The 18,763-nt window shown below is 65.8% G+C and carries 9 protein-coding genes; 4 read left to right on the top strand and 5 right to left on the bottom strand.

All coding sequences use genetic code 11. From position 1 onward, the window contains the following. Positions 1 to 60 precede the first annotated feature (60 nt). Complete coding sequence (locus AC6RV7_RS00585) at positions 61 to 2,289, top strand: AMP-binding protein (protein ID WP_500091941.1); 2,229 nt, start codon at positions 61 to 63, stop codon at positions 2,287 to 2,289. Between the two features lie 28 nt (positions 2,290 to 2,317). Here AC6RV7_RS00585 and AC6RV7_RS00580 read toward each other — a convergent pair whose 3' ends face one another. From AC6RV7_RS00580 to AC6RV7_RS00570, 3 genes are all read right to left on the bottom strand, one after another. After that, the gene (locus tag AC6RV7_RS00580) at positions 2,318 to 3,550 is read right to left on the bottom strand and encodes a sugar efflux transporter (protein WP_500091940.1); all 1,233 of its coding nucleotides are present in this window, start codon (positions 3,548 to 3,550) and stop codon (positions 2,318 to 2,320) included. 92 nt (positions 3,551 to 3,642) lie between these two features. Beyond that, complete coding sequence (locus AC6RV7_RS00575) at positions 3,643 to 4,914, bottom strand: ATP-binding protein (protein ID WP_500091939.1); 1,272 nt, start codon at positions 4,912 to 4,914, stop codon at positions 3,643 to 3,645. Continuing rightward, on the bottom strand, positions 4,911 to 7,181 hold the full coding sequence (locus AC6RV7_RS00570) for a response regulator (protein ID WP_500091938.1): 2,271 nt from the start codon (positions 7,179 to 7,181) through the stop codon (positions 4,911 to 4,913). The genes AC6RV7_RS00575 and AC6RV7_RS00570 overlap by 4 nt, the downstream gene beginning before the upstream one ends. Positions 7,182 to 7,327: 146 nt before the next feature. Here AC6RV7_RS00570 and AC6RV7_RS00565 point away from each other — a divergent pair, with 146 nt between their 5' ends. Further along, complete coding sequence (locus AC6RV7_RS00565; protein ID WP_500091937.1) at positions 7,328 to 8,758, top strand: FAD-binding oxidoreductase; 1,431 nt, start codon at positions 7,328 to 7,330, stop codon at positions 8,756 to 8,758. 216 nt (positions 8,759 to 8,974) lie between these two features. Here the strand turns inward: AC6RV7_RS00565 and AC6RV7_RS00560 are convergent, their stop codons facing one another. Then, positions 8,975 to 10,462: a DHA2 family efflux MFS transporter permease subunit gene (locus AC6RV7_RS00560; protein WP_500091936.1), complete on the bottom strand. Its 1,488-nt coding sequence runs from the start codon at positions 10,460 to 10,462 to the stop codon at positions 8,975 to 8,977. 238 nt (positions 10,463 to 10,700) lie between these two features. Here AC6RV7_RS00560 and smc point away from each other — a divergent pair, with 238 nt between their 5' ends. Then, positions 10,701 to 14,588 (top strand): chromosome segregation protein SMC, encoded by a 3,888-nt coding sequence (gene smc, locus AC6RV7_RS00555; protein ID WP_500091935.1) that lies wholly within the window; start codon positions 10,701 to 10,703, stop codon positions 14,586 to 14,588. Between the two features lie 4 nt (positions 14,589 to 14,592). Further along, entirely contained in the window at positions 14,593 to 16,506 is a 1,914-nt protein-coding gene (locus AC6RV7_RS00550; RefSeq protein WP_500091934.1) for a hypothetical protein, read from the top strand. Between the two features lie 49 nt (positions 16,507 to 16,555). Here the strand turns inward: AC6RV7_RS00550 and AC6RV7_RS00545 are convergent, their stop codons facing one another. Next, a complete protein-coding gene (locus tag AC6RV7_RS00545; RefSeq protein ID WP_500091933.1) occupies positions 16,556 to 18,745 on the bottom strand; it encodes an ATPase, T2SS/T4P/T4SS family in 2,190 nt (729 codons plus the stop codon). Between the last annotated feature and the right edge of the window lie 18 nt (positions 18,746 to 18,763).

The raw sequence follows: 18,763 nt of genomic DNA, 5'->3' as shown, positions 1-18,763 counted from the left end.
TTCCGGAGGAGAAATGTTTTGAAAACGCGAGCCGGGTGGCTCGCATCGACGTCCGCGAGCATGCCTACCCTGTTACTGCGCCGAAGGTCCTACCTTCCTTATCCCATCGAACTGCTGGCCGAACTCGGCGCGCGCCTCCTCTATCGCGTGCGCTCGCGGGGCGGGCAACACGTTCCGGCGAGCGGGGGCGCGCTGCTGATCGCGAACCACCTGTCCTACGTCGACGTGATCGTGCTGCAGCTGGCATGTCCGCGACCGATCCGGTTTGTCGGATTTCAAGGCCTGCGCGCGAACGCCTTTTTCGATCTCTGTCTGCGCTGGAGCGGGGCGTTGCTGATTTCCTCGCGGCGGCCGGCGGAAGGGATGAAGGGCGCGATTCGCGCGCTGCAGGCGGGCGAACTGGTGTGCGTGTTTCCCGAGGGGCACATCTCGCGCACCGGTCAGCTGATGGAGCTCAAGCGCGGCTTTGCGGTGATCGCGCGGAATGCGGGCGTGCCGGTGATTCCGGTGGCGATCGACGGCTTGTGGGGTTCGGTGTTTTCCTTCGCGGGCAACAAGTATCTGTGGAAATCGCCGCGGTTGATGCCGACGGCGGTGTTCATTGCGTTCGGTGAACCGATCCCGGCGGAAAAGGCGAGTGTCGCCGTCGCGCGGAAGGCGATGCTGGACCTCGGCGCGATCGCCTTCGAAGAGCGACCCATTTTGAAGCGTCATCTGGCCCGCGAGTGCGTGCGCGCGCTGGCCAAGAATCCGCGGCGCGTGCTCGTGATCGATCGCACGGCGGAGCGCCGGCCGCTCAGTGCGGGGCGGATCTTCGCGGCGGCGGCGGCGCTGGCGTGCCGGATCCGTGACACCATTCCCGAGCGGCGGGTGGGCATCGTGTTGCCGCCCGGTGCGGGGGCGTTCGTCGCGAATCTCGCGGTGATCTGCGCGGGCAAGGTGCCGGTGAATTTAAATTTCACGCTCGGGAGCGCGTCCTCCGCCGCCTGCATCCGCATGGCGGAGGTGAAGACGGTGATTTCCGCCGATGCGATGCGCGCCAAGGTGCCCGGCTTCCCCTGGCCGGAGCGCACGCTCGACCTGCCGACCGAACTGAAGGCGTGCGGCAAGAAGAAGATCCTGCCGTGGCTGCTCGCAGCGTGGTTCCTGCCGAACCAATGGGTCGCCTCGCTGCTCCGGCTGCCCAAGGTGGGCGATCGCAACGAGGCGGGACTGCTTTTCACGAGCGGCAGCGCCGGCGAACCCAAGGGCGTGATCCTCACGCATCGCAACATCCTCGCCAACTGCGCGCAGATTTCCTCGCTGTCGATCCTGCCCCGGAGTGCGTCGATCATGGGCTGCCTGCCGCTGTTTCACAGCTTCGGCTTCACCGTCACGCTCTGGTTTCCGATGCTGCGCGGCTGCCACGTGGTGACCGTGCCGAGTCCGCTCGACACGCGCAAAATCATCGACGCCATCCGCGAGGAGGAGGTGACGGTGCTGGTCGGCGCGCCGACTTTCATCCGGCCGATCTTGAAGAAGGCCCAACCGGCCGAGCTGCGTTCGCTGGACATCGTGGTGACCGGCGCGGAAAAGCTGCCGGACGATCTTTATCGAGCGTTTCTCGAGACGTTTCACATCGAGATCCTGCAGGGTTACGGACTGACGGAGACCACGCCGGTGACAAACGTGAACCAGCCCGACCCGCCGGTCACGACCGACACGGCCGAATATCAAAGCGGGAAACGCACCGGCTCGATCGGACGCCTTTTCCCGGGCATGACCGCGCGTATCGTCGATCCCGATACGGGCCGCGAGCTGGAGGTCACGCAAACCGGTGTCGTGTTGTTTCGCGGCGCCAACGTGTTTTCCGGCTACCTGAACGACGAGCAGAAAACCCGCTCGGCGTTTCGCGACGGCTGGTTCGTGACCGGCGATCTCGGACGCTTCGACGAGGAGGGTTTTCTTTTCATCGAGGGCCGGCTCTCGCGGTTCTCGAAGATCGGCGGCGAGATGGTGCCGCATGTCACCATCGAACAGAAGATCGCCGAGGTCTTCCGCCTCGACGAAAGCGAGCGGCCGAAGGTCGCCGTCACGAGCGTGCCGGATCCGATCAAGGGAGAGGCCTTGGTGTTGTTGACGACGGAGCCGATCGCGAACGACGAGCTGCGCGTGCGGCTGCTCGACGCCGGCCTGCCGAATCTGTGGGTGCCGAAGATTGTGAAACGGATCCCGGAAATCCCGATGCTCGGCTCCGGCAAGCTCGACCTGAAGGCCTGTCGCGAACTCGCCGCCGGGCCAGCCGCTTGAGCGTCGCGCTCCGCGGCCACGCGCCGCTTCAGGCGGCTTTCGGTTCGGCGGCGAGGGCTCCGCCGGTGGAGCTCCGCCGGGCGCTGAACAGGAGCGCCGTGACCAGCGCGAGCCCGCTGCAGACGACGAATACGCCGCGGTAGCCGACGGTCGACGCCAGCAGGCCGAAAAGCAGGTAGCCGGCGGTCGCACCGATCCGGTTCACCGTCATGTAGAGATTCGTGGCCGAGCCATGCTGACCGGGCAGATAGTTTTGAAAAAATGTGATTGCGACGCCGGAGTTCACCGCGGTGACGGCGGCGGCGAGCAACTGCAGCGGATACACGTTCCACGGCGCGCGGACCGCCGCGAGCAGTCCGTAGTAGGCGAGCGCGATCGCGGCGCCGAGGCGGATGATTCTGGCCTGGTCGCCGCGAGAGGCGAGCAGGCCGAAATAGAACATCAGCGGAATCTCGAAGATCGGCGCGAGGCTGAAGGCGATGCCGATCTGCTGCTCGGTGCCGTGCAGTGTCTGGATGATCAACAGGGGCAGGCTCATCGCCGCCATGGTCGAGGCGCTGTTGATCAGCACGAAGCCGACCGCAAACGCCTGCAGGTCGCGGCGCTGCAACGTGCGAAACAGCGACGGCCGCGGGCCGGTCCGTCGCGCCTGCGGCGGAGGGAGATGCGGGATGAACCGCAACACGATCGCCAGCAGCACGACAAACAACGACGCGGTGGTCAGGAACAGCCCGCGGTAGGAAAACAGCACGAGCACCCAGGAGGCCGCCGCCGGACCGACCGTCCACGCCAGCGCGAAAAACAGGCGGAATACGTTCACGTAAAGCGGCGCATCGGCTGCGGGAAGGCCCGAGCGGTCGAGTTGCTCCCGCGCATGCGCGAACAGCTGCGAAAACGTGATCGAGGAGATGCTGACGACGAAACAGCCCACGAGCATCAGTCCGGTGAAGCTGCGGACGTAGCCGTAGCCGAGATAGCCGAGTGCGCCGCCCACGCAGCCGACGATGAGCACCGTGCGCCGCGACCAGTGCGTGTCGGACCAGCGCGCGATCGCCGTGCTGACCACGATCGCCGCCAGCGCCGTCACGGTCATGAAGACGCCGAACTGTGCCGGGCTCATGCCCGCCTCGATGGTGCCGAAGAGCGAGAAAAACGGCACCGCGAAGGAATAGGCGAGGCCGAGCAGCACGTTGCACCCGAGGATGACGAGCAGCTCGGGATGTTGGACGAAGGTTCGCGCCGGCGTGAGCACGCGTTGCATGGCGAAACCGGCCTTCATAGCCGACGCGTGCCCCCGCGCCACGGAAAAACGCAGACAGCCGCGTGGCGTCGCGCTCGGGGCGGCAAAACTGCCTAGGCCGACGGCAGTTCCAGCATGAACGTGGCGCCCTGGCCCGGGCCCCCGCTGGTGACGGATAACGTGCCCTTCATCTCGCGCGCCGCGATGGCGCTCGAATGCAGACCGAAGCCGTGACCGCCCGCGCGGGTGGTGAAGCCGTGGGCGAAAATCCGCGTCAGGTTCTCCGGGGCGATGCCGACGCCGTTGTCCGCGACGATCAGTTGCACGCGTCCTGTCTCGCCGGTTTGGATACGCAACGTCACGCGTTTGTCGGGACGGCCGCTTTCGTCGGCCGCATACTTCGCGTTGCGGATCAGGTTCACGAGGATCTGCAGCACCTTGGCCTTTTCGGCGAGCACCGGCGGAACGGGCTGGAACTCGCGCACCACCGCGACCGAGTGGCGCATGAGGGCGCCGGCGTTCATGCGCAGCGAATCCTCCATCAATTCGGCGGGATCGAGCGGCTCGGTGACGCCGACCATGGTCGCGTAGGCCTGCTGCATCGCGACGATCTCCTTGATGTGGTCGACGTTTTTCTTGAGCGATTCGATTTCCTTCAACAGCCGGGTGCGTTCGGCGGCGGCGTGCTGGGCGAGCGACTCGATGAACTCAGGCAGCCGCCGGCCCTTCGGGTCGCGGGTGAGATAGTCGCCGAGGTCGGCGGCGTGCCGGCGAAACAGCTCGGCGACGCGCGTGAGGTTTTCGGTTTTGGAATTGCGGAGGCCGCTGGCGATGACGGTCGCGGAGACGTTCAGGCTGTTGAGCACGTTGCCGACGTTGTGCAGCACGCCGGTGGCGACCTCGGCCATGCCCGCCGTGCGCGATGCGTCGATCAGCTGGCGCTGCGTCTGCTCGAGCGTCAGCTCCGTTTCCTTCGACTGCGTCACATCCTTGCTGATACCGAAAGTGCCGACGACCTCGCCCTCGGCGTTGCAGAGCGGAAGCTTCGTGGTGAGGACCCAGGTGATCCGCCCGTCGGGCCAGGTTTCGCGCTCGACCTTGCCGATGATCGGTTGACCGGTGCGGATGATCTCCTGTTCGTCGGCAAACGCGGCCCGGGCGTGCGCTTCGGAAAACAGATCGAAGTCGGTTTTGCCCAGGATCTCGCCGCGCTGTCGGTCGTGAAGAATCTCCAGCGAACGACTGACCGCGATGAAGCGCGACTCGCGATCCTTGAAATAGATCACGTCGGGAATGTTTTCCAGGAACGCGACCGCAAGATCGTGATCGAGGCTTTGCCCGTCCTGGCGATTGAGGCGGGCCGAAGTCGGTTCAGTGGAGGTCATGCGACGGGGGCGCAGGTGCGATTGGGGAGATAACGGCTCAGCATCGCCCGGAGGTCCGCGGGCTTCACCGGCTTGGCGAGATAATCGTCCATCCCAGCCGAGAGGCACGCCTCGCGATCGCCTGACATGGCGTTCGCCGTCATGGCCACGATCGTGATCGGCGATTGAAAGCCCGGCTCTCCGGCGGCTTGCGCGGAGCGGATGCGCCGTGTCGCCTCGGCGCCGTCCATTTCCGGCATCTGCGCGTCCATCAGGATCAGCGCGTAGGTCTTGCGCTGCAGGGCGGCGATGACCTCGACGCCATTCGCGACCACGTCCGCGGTGTAGCCGAGATTGCGGAGCTGCAGAAGAGTGACCTTCTGGTTAACGGGATTGTCTTCGGCGATCAGGATCTCCGCCGGATGCGGCGTCGAGGCCGGGGCTTCGTCCGTGGCTGATGGCGGGGTGGCGGCGGAAGGCGGGAGACTCGCGAGCACGCGGGCGAGCGTCTCGTGGAGCGACTTCGTGTGAATCGGTTTCAGCTCGCACGCAGCGAAACGGTATTCGTCGAGCACGGGCTGGGGCAGCCGTTCGCCCCGTGAAGTCAGCAGCACGAGGGCGGGTTGGGGCAGGCCCTGATCGGTCATGATCGTCGCGGCGAGATCCAGGCCGTCGCGGCCGGGCATGTGATGATCGGTGATCACCAGCTCGAACGGCGTGCCGGCCTCGGCCGCGCGTTGCAGTTCCTCGATGGCGCTCGTGACCGAATCGACCGCCACGGATTCGAGCTGCCAGCCGGCGCAGAGGTGCGAAAGGAGGGTGCGGTTCGTGGCGTTATCATCCACAATGAGCACCCGATGTCCCTGCAGCGTGGGCAGGCGGACCACCGGATCGATCGGGTGCCGGGCGTGCTTCAGTTCGGCGGTGAACCAGAACGTCGAGCCCTTGCCGGGCGTGCTTTCGACGCCAATGCGACCGTCCATCAACTCTACGAGGCGTTTGCAGATCACCAGTCCCAGCCCCGTGCCGCCGAAGCGCCGCGTGGTGGAGCTGTCCGCCTGGACGAAGGGTTGGAAGAGTTTTTCCTGGATCCAGTCGGGGATGCCGATGCCCGTATCGCGCACGGCAAACCGGACCAGCGTGCGGTCCGGCCAGCTCTGGTCGATCGAGGTCTCGAGCACGACTTCGCCCTGGGTGGTGAACTTGATGGCGTTGCCCACCAGATTGAGCACCACCTGGCGCACGCGCACGGGATCGCCGCGCACGTGCCGCGGCACATCGGGCCCGAAACGGGCGACGAGTTCGAGTCCCTTGCGCGCGGCCGCCTCGGCGTGCAGGTCGAGCGCGCGCTCGAGCGTGTCAGCCAGGTCGAAGTCGATCGACTCGAGTTCGAGCCGGCCCGCTTCGATTTTGGAGAAATCGAGGATGTCGTTGATGATTGTGAGCAGGCTTTCGCCGCTCTGGCAGAGCGTCTCGGTGAGGTCCCGCTGCTCGGCGTTCAGCGGCGTCGCGAGCAGGAGATTCGCCATGCCAAGGACGCCGTTCATCGGCGTGCGGATTTCGTGGCTCATGTTGGCGAGAAACGCGCTCTTCGCGCGATCCGCCGCCTCGGCCGCTTCCTTCGCGCGCTTCAGGTCGAGCTCGACCAGCATGCGGCGCGCGATCTCGTCCTGCAGCAATCCGTTGGCCTGCTCGAGCGCAGCGGTGCGACCGCGCACGCGCGCCTCGAGGTCGTCGGCATGAGCGCGGGCCTGCTGCAGGAGATTCCATTTCGCGGTCATCGCGTTCGCGAGCTGGAGCACCTCGATCGTGTCGAACGGCTTTTTCAGGATCACGAGGCGGTCGGAGCCGTCGATCTTCGCCAGCAGCTCCTCCCAGGAGTAATCGGAATAGGCGGTGCAGATGACGATCTGCAGGTCGGGCGCGACTTTCCACAGCTCGAGCGTGGTCTCCACGCCGTCCCAGCCCGGGGGCATGCGCATGTCGACGAAGGCCATCCCATACGGTTGACCCTCGGCGAGCGCCTGTTCGACGCGCGCGAGGCCCTCGCGTCCTTGAAACGCCGAATCGACGACGAAAGTCGGCAGCGCCCGCGCGGGCGCATTGTCCGGACCGGTCGGGTTGTCGCCGAACAGCTCCTGCTCCAGAGCGTCGAGGCTGGCGGACGACGGCACGGTCGGCGGGCAGAGGATTTTGCGCACGTCGTCGTGAATCGACGGGTTGTCGTCGATCACGAGGACGCGATTGCTTCGCGCCGAGCCACGGGCCGGTGGGGAAGTGAGAACCATGAGCGGGCTGCGCGCCGAACGCGCACCGGAGACTGCAATTATTTTGTCGGCTCAAATCGTTTGAACTTTAGCTCCTCTGCTGAACGCAAACCGACGGCAACCGCCGCACTCTTGCGTCGAATTCTGGCGCGCGGCACCCTGCGAGCATGTCCTTCGCTCCAGCCACTCGTTTGCTGCGCCGGCGGCTTGGCCGCATCGTCGCCACCGATGAGGCGTCGCGTTTCGCGGCGTCGTTCGACAGCAGCAAGATTTCCTTCCTTCCCGAGGCGGTGATCACGCCGCGACGCGAGGCCGAAATCGGCGTCGTGCTGACACTGGCGAACCGCCACGGCGTGCCCGTCACGGTGCGCGGGCGGGGGACGACGTTGATGGGCTCGGCGGCGCCGGTGCGTGGCGGCTGGGTGATCGACATGCTGGCGCTGAATCGGATCAAGATCGATCCCGTCGCCGGACTGGCGCAGGTGCAATGCGGTGCGAAGGTCGGCGATATCCAGCGCGCGGCGGAAGCGGATGGCTGGTTTTATCCGCCCGACCCCTCGTCGAAGGAATACTGCACGATCGGCGGCAACATCGCGTGCAACGCCGGCGGGATGCACGGCGGCAAATACGGGGTGACGCGTGACTTTGTCGTGGCGCTGAGCGGATTCCTGCCGACGGGCGAGTTCGTGCAATGGGGGACGGCGACGAAGAAGTTTTCCGCCGGCTTCAACCTCCGCGACCTGTGGATCGGCAGCGAAGGCATGCTCGGCGTGGTGACGGGCGCGGTGTTGAAACTTGTGCCGAAACCGGCGGCGCGCTGGACGCTGCTGACGGCGTATCCGGACGAGCAGCACGCGATCGAGGCGGTGCTCGCGCTGTTCCAGGCGAAGGTGCAGCCGGCGATCTGCGAGTTTCTCGATCGCGACAGCGTGCTCTGCGCGGAGCGGGCGACGCAGACGGAAGTATTTCCCGGACAGGCCGGTCGGCCGGTCGTGCTGCTCGAATTCACCGGCAGCGTGGCGGACGTCGCCGAGCAGCAGGTGGCGGCGCTGGCGTGGGCGCAGGCGCACACGAGCGCGCACCGCGCGGCCCGCGATCGCGCCGAGGCCGAGCAACTCTGGGCGGTGCGGCGGAAATGTTCGGGGGCGATGTTCGAGCTCGGCGACGCGAAGCTGAACGAAGACATCGTGGTGCCGATGAAGAATTACGGGACGTTCATGCGTTTTCTTACGCAGTTGAAGCGCAGCTCGCGGCTCGCGATTCCGACCTTCGGTCATCTCGCCGACGGCAACCTGCACGTGAACATCATGTATCATCGCGACGATCCCGCGGAGACGAAACGCGCGGAAGCGGCGGTCGAAAAACTGATGCGCAAGGTGGTCGCGCTGGGCGGCGCGATATCCGGCGAGCACGGTATTGGCCTGGCGAAAACGCCCTTCCTGCGGGTGCAGCACAGCCCGGCGCAGATCAAGGCGATGAAGGCGGTGAAGCACGCGCTCGATCCGAACGGTATCCTGAATCCCGGAAAAATGTTCGAGCCCGTGCGCATCTGGAAATACCGCCGCCTCGCCGTGAAGCTGCCGTGGGATCACAAGTGAGGCGTGACCGGTCGCGGGGAGCTCCTGGCCCTCGCGGCGCCGCGGCCGGCCATTCTCGTGCGCGTGGCGCCGCATCGGCAGACTTTGATCTTCGGCGATGAGGTGGGACACGACTGAGTTTGCCGAGGCGAGTTGGCGTCGATCGCGTCGCGGTCCGATCGCCCTCAACTCTCAATCTCTCAACTCTCAACCCTCAACTCGGGACTCCCTCCGCCCTCACTTCCCGACCGGGGCAGCGGCGTCGCCGGCGATGTTGACCTCGGCGCCAGGACGGCGGCGGGTGCGACGGTTGCTGACGTTGTTGCCATCGTTGGCGTGCAGGCCCCAGAACGTGATCGAGGACAGGATCGTGACGCTGCCCAGCGTGAAGAATGCTTTGTGCAGTGCGGGGATCGCCTGGCCCGGATCGGTCTGATTCACGTGGCCGAGAAACAGTCCGGCCAGCAATGAGCCAAACGCCACGCCGAAGCTTAACGAAAGCTGCTGCGCCGTGCTCGCGATGCTGCCGGCCTTGCTCGCGTCGCGATCCGAGATGTCGGCGTAAACGAGCGAGTTCATGCTCGTGAACTGCAGCGACGAGAAGAACCCTTGGGTGAAACTCAGCAACAGGATCGCCGCCCACGGCGTGCCGGGGCCGATCTGCGTGAAGACCATGATCGTGCCGCCGAGCAGGACGGTGTTGGCGATCAGCACATGGCGGTGGCCGAGATGACGCAGGACCGGCCGGCTGATGATCTTCATACCCATCGCGGCGACCGCTTGTGGCATGGTCAACAGTCCCGCCTGCCAGGCCGGATAGCCGAGTCCGATTTGGTAGAGTAGCGGCAACAAAAACGGCATGCCGCCCACGCCCAGCCTCGTGACGAAACCGCCGACGACGGAAAGGCGAAACGTCCGCACGCGAAACAGCGACAATTCGAGCAGCGGCGCGTCGTCACGTTGCGCGTGCCAGCCGTAGGCGGCGAGCAGCAGCAGCGCCAGCGCCAGCAAAAACGCGATCGGTCCGGGCGCCATGCTGTGCTCGCCGAACACTTCCAGCACGTAGGAGAGCAGCGCGATGCCGGCGCCGAAGAGCACGAACCCTGTGCGGTCCATCGGCGCGGTTTCCTCGCGGAAATCCGGCATGTAGCGCCGGATCATCCAGAATCCGAGGAGCGCGAGGGGAATGTTGACGAAAAAGATCACGCGCCAGGAAAACCAGTGCACGATCAAGCCGCCGGTGAACGGCCCGAGCAGCGGGCCCATCAAGGCGGGGATGACAACGTAGTTCATCGCGCGCAGCATTTCGGAACGGGGAAACGCGCGCACGAGCGCGAGCCGTCCGACCGGTGTCATCATCGCGCCGCCGATGCCTTGGAGGATGCGCGCGCCGACGAGGAAGTGAATGTTGGGCGCGACGCCGCAAAGCAGGGAGCCGGCCATGAACAACGTCACCGCCCAGTGAAACACCTGGCGCGTGCCGAAGCGATCGGCGAGCCAGCCGCTGATCGGAATGAACACGGCGAGGCTGAGCGTGTAGCTCGTGAGCACGGCCTTGAGGCTCAGCGGCGCGACCTGGAGATTTGCCGCGATCGTCGGCACGGCGGTGTTCACGATCGTCGCGTCGAGGTTCTCCATGAACAGCGCTCCCGCGACCAGCCATGGCAGATAACGGCGCGTCTCGGAAGAAACAGCGACGGACGTGGCGGCGGCGTTCGTGGACATCGGACCCAAAGTGCTAGCGAGTGACGTCCCCGGCGCAAACGAGGATCCGATCGGCATCGATGCACTCCGTGCAATCTGTGGTTTCAATTAAGAAGGGCAGCCCATGCTCGCACCTGACGAAGGAGCGCCGGCGCCGGGGACCGGCCGCGCCCGGCTGGGAATACCGTGTGAACATCTTTCGGGTTTTTCCATTGCCGGGGACTAGGGGTGGCCTTCAATGGCCCGTTTTTAACGCTGCATGTATCTAAAGGCGCTCAAGCTCCACGGTTTTAAATCGTTCGCCGACCCCACCACGCTTCGCTTTGAGCCCGGCGTCACCGCGGTCGTCGGTCCCAACGGTTGCGGCAAGTCCAACATCGCCGATTCCATCCGCTGGGTGCTGGGCGAACAGAGCGCCAAAGCCCTCCGCGGCGGCAAGATGCAGGACGTCATCTTCGAGGGCGCCGACACCCGCAAACCCGCGCAGATGTGCGAGGTTTCGTTGCTGTTGACCGAGTGCGAGAAGCAGCTCGGCAGCGAGTTTCACGAGATCGAAATCACCCGCCGTGTGCACCGCGACGGCCAGAGCGAGTATTTCTTCAACGGCCAGGCATGCCGGTTGAAGGACATCCAAAAACTGTTCATGGACACCGGCATCGGTCGGACCAGCTACTCGATCATGGCGCAGGGCCAGATCGACCTGATCCTCTCCTCGAAGCCGGAAGAGCGTCGTTCCGTTTTCGAAGAGGCGGCCGGAATCACCAAATACAAGAGCCAGCGTCGCGAGGCCCTGCAGAAGCTCGCGCTCACCGACCAGAATCTCGCGCGCGTGGCCGACGTCATCGGCGAAGTCAGCCGGCAGATCGGCAGCCTCCGCCGCCAGGCGTCCAAGGCGATGCGTTACAAGCGCATCAGTTTCCGCCTGCGCCACCTCAGCCTCGCGTGGAGCGGCTATCATCACGCGAAGCTCGCGGCGTCGCTCGGCGAACTCGAGAGCCGCGTCACCTCGCTGCGCTCCGAAGCCGACGAGCGTCGCACGCATCTCGAGTCGCAACAGGCGCTGCTCGACGAAAAGAAGTCCGGCCGCAACCGGCTCAACCAGCGCGTGCAGGATGCGCAGCAGGCGGTCTTCGACGTCCGCTCGCAAAAAGAGCAGGCGGAAAACCAGGCCAATCTCGCTCAGATCAAACGCACCGGCCTCGAGGACCGGCTGGGTTCCTCGAAACAGAATCTCGAGGAACTGGAGATGCAGCTGCGCGAAGTCTCAGCGCAGGTCGACAGCGGCGCGCAGGACAAGCAGCTGCAGCTCGGCTTGCTCGGCAGCAGCGATGCCGTTTTCCAGCAGCGCAACCGCGAACTCGCGATCGTCGAGGGCGAGTTGTCGAAACTGGAGCAGGAGCTGCAGCAGGCGAAATTCCAACTCCTCCAACTCGAGAGCACGGTCGCGCGTTTGCGCACCGACTGCTCCGGCTACGAGGTCGACCAGAAGACCAGCGTGCACCGTCACGAGGGACTCGCGCAGGAACTCGAAAGCGTGCGGCAGCAGCAGGCCGCCGCCGCGCAGATCGTGGCGGAGCTCGAGGCGCGCGTCGAAAGCGCGCTCGCCGACAAGGCCCGCGCCAATCAGGAAGCCGCGGAAGCGCAGCAATCGATCACCGATCTGACGCGCGAGTTTCGCGAGGCGCAGCGCAAGCTGCAGGAAATCGATCGCCAGCTCGCCCAGCGCACCGCGCGGCTGCGCTTGTTGCAGCAGCTGCAGGAAAAGTGGGAAGGTTTCGGCGAGGGCGCGAAAGCCGTGCTGCAGGGCCGGCTCGATGCCGCGCTCGCAGGCGCGAAGGTCGCGCCGATCACGCACGGGCTCGCCGTGAAACAGGATTTCGCGAAGGCGATCGAGGCGATCCTCGGCGCCGCCGCCGAGGCGATCAGCGTCACCGATCTGTCGACCGCGCAGCGCATCCTCGCGCAACTGGAAACCGAGCAGATCGGTTCCGCGGTGCTGAATGTGGCGGAGATGGGAGCGCGGGGCTCGGCGAACGGAAGCGAGCTGCCGCCGGGTCTCACGCCCGCGGTCCAAGCGCTCGGCGACATGGAGCCGAATCATCCCGTGCTCGGCGTGCTCGGCGAATGCTACATCGCCGAGGATCTCGGCGCGTTTCTCGATTATTGGAAGGCCAACCCGAGCTTCGGGTTTCTCGCGGTGGCGACCCGGAAAGGCGATTTGGTGGACCGACGCGGTTTCGTTTACGGCGGCTTCCACTCGAGCAAGCGCTCGGCGAACAGCATCGTGCAGCGCGAAATCGATCTGCGCGAAACCGCAAAAGCGCTCGCCGACGACCAGAAGGCGCACGACGAACAGAAGGCCGTCATCGACGCGCTCAACGCGCGACTGACCGAAGCCGAGCAAACGCTCGAAGCGAAGCGCGCCGAAGTGCTCGCGGTCACGCAGACCGTCGCCGCGGTGCAGGCCGAGCAGCGCAGCGCCGAGCGCAACGCCGAGGACATCGCGAACCGCGTCCGCCGGATGGAGACGGAACTCGTCGGCCTCGAACAGGCCCGCAACGAGGCGCACGTGCGCTGGGAAAAAGCGCAGGCCGGACTGGCGGAGGCGGAAGCCACCGCCGGCGCGCAGCGCGATCGCATCCAGCACCTCGAGGTGCGGATCAACGAATTGCGCGCGGATCGCGACGTGAAGCGCGAGACCCTGGGGCAGGCGCGGCTCGAACTCGCCGAGCGACGCCAGAAGGTCGAAGTCCTCGATCGCGGCCTCGGCGAAATGGAGCGCCGGCGTATTCAACTTTCGGAGCTGCTCGTGCAGCGGCAGCACGAGATCGAAACCTGGAGCGAGCAGACCGGTTTGCTCGAACGCGAGGCCGAGGAACAGCGCGCCCGCGCGATCCAGCTCGAGGAAACGTTGATCGTTTCGCAGCAGCAGGTGGAGAGTGCGCGCACGGAGTTGATCGATCTGGAGCGCGAGATCAACGCGCTCGAAGGTGCACAGTCGTCGCTGCATTCGCAGTCCGACAACGCGCACAACCAGCTCAGCTCGCACGAAATCAGGCTCGCGGAGACACGTCAGCGCGCGCAGTTCCTCGCCGAGGAAGTCACCCGCGAGTATCAGCTCGATATCACCAGCGTCGATTGGAAGCAGCAGCTCTGGCGCTCGGACGACGAGCCGGAAGGCGTGAAGCCGCTCGATCTCGACGACGAGGACGATGACGAACCGAAAAGCGCGGAGTTGAAGGCCTCGACGCCCGAACCCGACCTGCGTGGCGAGACCCCGGCCGCGGCGGGCGAGGAGCCCGGTCCGAACGGCGAGCAACCGGCGGGCGAGGCGGAGGCCGCAGCGCCGACGAAGCGCCGGCGCAAGCCGAAGGCGCCGAAGGGCGAGCCGACGGAGCAGGATCTCGCGGCGCTCGAAGCCACGAACTGGGACGCGATCAAGAGCGAAATCGATGCGCTCCGCGCGCGGCTCGGCAGCATGGGCGCCGTCAACCTCGTCGCCATCGAGGAATACGCGGAATTGAAGCAGCGCTTCGATTTCCTGAAGGGGCAGTCGGACGACCTCACGACCGCGAAGGCGGAGTTGTTGAAGGCGATCGACGAGATCAACCAGACCTCGCAGAAGCAGTTCGAGCTTACGTTCGAGCAGATCAAAAAGAATTTCGAATACACCTTCCACACGCTCTTCGGTGGCGGCCGCGCGCACCTGGAATTGATCCAGACCGAGGACATTCTGGAGAGCGGCATCGAGATCGTGGCGCAACCGCCGGGCACGAAGTTGAAAGGCATCACGCTGCTGTCGGGCGGACAGAAAACGCTCACCGCCGTGGCGCTGCTTTTCGCGCTCTACATGGTGAAGCCGTCGCCGTTCTGCTTGCTCGACGAACTCGACGCGCCGCTCGACGAATCGAACATCGGTCGCTTCACGGATCTGTTGAAGAAGTTCGTGAACGAGTCGCAGTTCATCATCATCACGCACAACAAGCGCACCGTCTCGGCGGCGAGCGCGATCTACGGCGTGACGATGGAGGAGCGCGGCGTCTCGAAGACCGTCTCGATGAGATTCAATCACGAGCGCGGCGAAGCCGAGGCGCATTCCCAAAACATCGCCCAGGCGGTTCGTGCCGCCGCGCCGGCGCTCGCCTGACGCGGTGAGGCCCGGTCGGATCAAGCTCATCTGGGGCGGGGCGGAGCGCATTCGCGGCCACTGGCGGCTGGGATTGTGGGGCGTCTATCAGCGCGAAGTCGGTTCGCGTCCCCACATCGCGATCAGCCTGCGCGGCGTGCTGCTCTGGCTGACCGCGATTGCAGTCAGCGGTTATCTGGTCGGCGCCACCGCGCTCTATTTCTGGTTTCGGCAGAGCCCCTACAACTTCGTCACCTGGTCCGACTGCGTCCTCATGCCGGTCCGCTGGGACCACGTCCGCGAGTTGCGCGGTCGCGCGATGATCGCGGAAGGCCTGGCCGATTTGAAGGAGAAGCGCTGGGGTGAGGCGCAGATGAAGCTGCGGATCGGCCTCGCCCGCGCCCCGCGCGAACTCGAGGCGCGACGGGCCCTGGCCGAGTTTTACGTGCTCGCCAACCGGCGCCCGCTGGCCCTGAGCACGCTCGAGGACGGGCTCCGTTTCAAGTATCCGGGAAAACGTTACCTCACGACCCTGTTTGCGGTCGCGACCCAGGGCGAGGCGCACGAGACGATCGTGACCGCCTGCGACCGTTTTCTGCCGGGCGAGACGATCGACCGCGCCTGGCTCGTGACGCAGAAAGCGAACGCGTTGATGGCGCTCGACCGGCCGGCCGACGCGCTGGCCGCGGTCGACGCCGAGCGGGATCGCCTGACCCCGCAGCTGCGCGAGGCGCGGGTGCTCGCGCTCGTGGCGTTGGGCCGGGCAGACGCCGCCGCCGCCGCGCTCGAGGCGTGGACTCGCGAAGCCCCCGCAGACCGTGCGCAAATCCTGCGTCTCAAAGTGCGGGTGCTCCGCGAGGCGGGACGACTCGCGGAGATGTCGGCGGCATGGGCGCAGCTGCGCGAGCTGGCGCCCGCGGATCCGCGGACCTACGTCTATGGCGTCGTGCAGACCTGGCTGGCGGGGGACGCCACAGGCGCGGCGGACGGGCTGGAGGATTTCTTCCGTCGTTTCGGAGCATCGTCGCAGCACCTGTTGCTGATGGCGAATGCGCTCGGTGAAGCGAAAGCCGCCGCGCTGGTGCGACGCTGCGACGAACGGGCGGCCTCGCACGGGTTTCCGCGGGCGGGGTTCAAGACGAGCCTCGCGCAGGTGCAGCTGGCGACGGGTGACTGGACGGGCGCGCTCACGACGGTCGCGGAGTTGAAGGGCTTGCTGAAGCAGCCCTCGGCGGAAAACGCGTTTGTGCTCGCGTGGATGGAGCGGGTGGCCGGGCTGGCGGCACGGCCGGAGGACGCGCGGCGGGTGATGCTGCTCGAGCTGTTGCAGGGGCGGTCGCTGCCGCTGCGCGTGTATCGTGAAACCGGAGACATTTTGGTGCGCGCGGCGGATTATGAAGGCGCGCGCCGGGTGCTGGACCTGGCGCAGCGCTCCTATCCGGAGAGCTCCACGCTGGCGGCACTGCGGACGCGGACCGACGAGGGGCTCGCGGCGCTGGCGGCGCAGAGCGCGGCCGCCGAACCGGTCGCGGCGAATCGCCCGAGCGGCACCGCGGACGATTTTTTTGACCGGCTGAACCAGCTCGAAACGGAGGAACGCTGGTCCGAGGCGCTGGAAGCGGTGCGAGCGATACGGCTGGCGAAGCCGGGCTGGCTCGCTTCGCGCGATGCCGAGGTGATCGAGCGCCAGCTTCGCCTGGCCGCGCGCGCCGGAGAGACGCTGGAGCTGCTCGGGGCGGCGCGACAGTATTTGAACGGAGAGCTGGTGCGCGCGGCCCGGGTCGTGCAGATCGCCCGCGAACTCGATGCCGCCGGTCGCCGGACGGACGCGATGGCGCTGAATCGCGAAGTGCTGCGGCGGACGCCTGCTTTCAAGCCGGCGGTGACGTTGCAGGAGAGTTGGGACCGGCCGCCCGAGGCGCCCGCGAGTCAGCCCTAGGTCTTGGCGGGGCGCCCGAGCGTCGCCCTGTTTCGAGGCGGCGGGCGGATCAGAGGATCAGGTCGGGCGGGACGTTGCTCAGCGCCTCTTCGATGGTCGTGAGGCCCTGCCGCACCTTCAACATCGAGTCCTGGTGCAGCGTTTTCATGCCGTTTTTCATCGCGATGCGCTTCAATTCGGCGACCTCGATCTCGCGGTTGATGCCGTCGGTCAGCTCCTCGCTGTTCGTCATGAGTTCGTGGATACCGACGCGGCCCTTGTAACCGAGGCCGGCGCAGGTCGGGCAGCCCTGGGGATTGGCTTTGAAGACCTGGCCGCTCCAGCCGAGCGCCTTTTCGAGGATGTCCTTCTCGCGACCCTTCGGCTCGTAAGGCACCTTGCAGTTCTTGCAGACACGACGGAGGAGACGCTGCGCGCAGACGCAGACGAGCGAGGCGGAGATGTTGAACGGCTCGATGCCCATCTCGCCGAGACGTGCGACGGTGGACGGCGCGTCGTTGGTGTGGAGCGTGGACACGAGCAGGTGACCGGTGAGCGCAGCCTCGACGGCGATGCCGGCGGTTTCCTCGTCGCGGATTTCGCCGACGAGGATCACGTCGGGGTCCATGCGGAGGTAACAACGCAACGCGCGCGCGAAGGTGAGCCCGATCTGCCGGTTCATCTGCATCTGGTTCAGGCCGGGCAGCGTATATTCGATCGGGTCCTCGGCGGTCTGGATGTTGATGTCGGGCGTGTTGATCTCCGAGAGGGCGGAGTAGAGCGTCATCGACTTCCCGGAGCCGGTCGGTCCGCAGTGCAGGATCATGCCGTAGGGCTGCCGGATGCACTCGCGATATTTGGCGAGGTTTTCCTCGGAAAAGCCGAGGGCGGGCAACGGCAGCGTCGACTTCTGCTTATCGAGGATGCGCATGACGACTTTCTCGCCGTGATTCATCGGGCCGGTCGCGACGCGCAGGTCGATATCGATGTTTTTCTTCGTGTATTTCTTGAAGACGATGCGTCCGTCCTGCGGCAACCGTCGCTCCGAGATGTCGAGGTTGCACATGATCTTGAGGCGGGTGACGAGCGCGTTGGTCACCTGTTTCGGCAGCCGGAGCTTTTCCTGGCAAAGGCCGTCGACGCGGTAGCGCACGAGCAGATCCTTTTCCATGGGCTCGATGTGGATGTCGGACGCGCCGGAGATGTAGGCGTCTTCGATGACGCGGTTGGCGAGCTGGACGATCGGCGCGGATTCCTCGTTCTCAAGATCGGCGGCGGTGGCATCGCCGACGAGCTCGTCGCCGGTGTAGGCGGTGCTGATCTCCTCGGCGACGGAGCCGATATCGATGTCGTCGGCGCCGGGCGCGGCGGTTTTGGCGTCCTTGAAATATTTTTTGAGGAGCGTCTCGAACAGCGAAGCCGAGACGACGCTGACGTCCTCGATCGACAGATCCGTGGCTTGGGAAAACGCCTCCCGCTTCGCGTAATCGAGCGGGTTGGCCATGAGCACGGCGATGGACGTGGGTGAGACGCGTTTGTGCGGGAAAACACCCTCGCGGCGGATGATCGCGTCGCCGATCGCTTCGAGGAGCTTGTCGTCGATCTCGACGTCCTCGGGTTTCGTGACGAGCGGAAGGTCCGTGAGCTTGGCGACGAACTTCGCGGTGTCGTCGGCGCTGAGCTGGAACTTCGGGTCCAGCATCCGCTGCAGGAGCGTGGCGGAATATTCGGCGACCTCCTGGAGGAGGAGCAGATCCTTTTCGGTGAACTCGCCGCCGGTGCCGGCGGAGGCTTCCTTGTTCAGCACCTGGATCGCGCCGATCACGACGTTCGTTTTCAGCGGGACGGTCAGCATCGACCGCACCTCGAAGCCCGTCGTTTTTGCGAGCGATGCCATCATCGACGCCTCGTCGGCGGTGTTGCGGAAGAACTGGGCTTCGCCCGCGGCGATCACGCGGCCGACGATGCCGGTGCCGAGCGGCAACTTGAGCGCGAGGAGCTTGGCGGCGGTTTCTTGCAGCTTGTTCTCGAGCGGCGGATCCTTCGCCCACAGCGTGGGCGAATAGTAAACCTGTTTGAAGGCGATGTCGTTGCCCTCGACGAGATAGAGCGTCATCGACTGGGCCTGCAGCGCCTCGACGACCTTCGACGCGGTCAGCTCGATCACGGAACTCACATCCTCCCGGCTCGGGGCGGGCTTGGAGATGACCTTGATCAACAACGAGCGGCGCAGGGTGCTGGCGATGTGCGAGGAAGCCATGGGGCTGGAGCGGGTGGC

The sequence above is a fragment of the Opitutus sp. sgz309028 genome, assembly GCF_059821195.1.
This window is presented reverse-complemented; position numbering and strand designations above follow the sequence as displayed.

Bases quoted from the DNA above. Each gene is read 5' to 3' on its own strand.
- AC6RV7_RS00545 (WP_500091933.1), bottom strand. From the start codon at position 18,745: ATGGCTTCCTCGCACATCGCCAGCACCCTGCGCCGCTCGTTGTTGATC.
- AC6RV7_RS00580 (WP_500091940.1), bottom strand. From the start codon at position 3,550: ATGCAACGCGTGCTCACGCCGGCGCGAACCTTCGTCCAACATCCCGAG.
- AC6RV7_RS00575 (WP_500091939.1), bottom strand. From the start codon at position 4,914: ATGACCTCCACTGAACCGACTTCGGCCCGCCTCAATCGCCAGGACGGG.
- AC6RV7_RS00570 (WP_500091938.1), bottom strand. From the start codon at position 7,181: ATGGTTCTCACTTCCCCACCGGCCCGTGGCTCGGCGCGAAGCAATCGC.
- smc (WP_500091935.1), top strand. From the start codon at position 10,701: ATGTATCTAAAGGCGCTCAAGCTCCACGGTTTTAAATCGTTCGCCGAC.
- AC6RV7_RS00565 (WP_500091937.1), top strand. From the start codon at position 7,328: ATGTCCTTCGCTCCAGCCACTCGTTTGCTGCGCCGGCGGCTTGGCCGC.
- AC6RV7_RS00585 (WP_500091941.1), top strand. From the start codon at position 61: ATGCCTACCCTGTTACTGCGCCGAAGGTCCTACCTTCCTTATCCCATC.
- AC6RV7_RS00560 (WP_500091936.1), bottom strand. From the start codon at position 10,462: ATGTCCACGAACGCCGCCGCCACGTCCGTCGCTGTTTCTTCCGAGACG.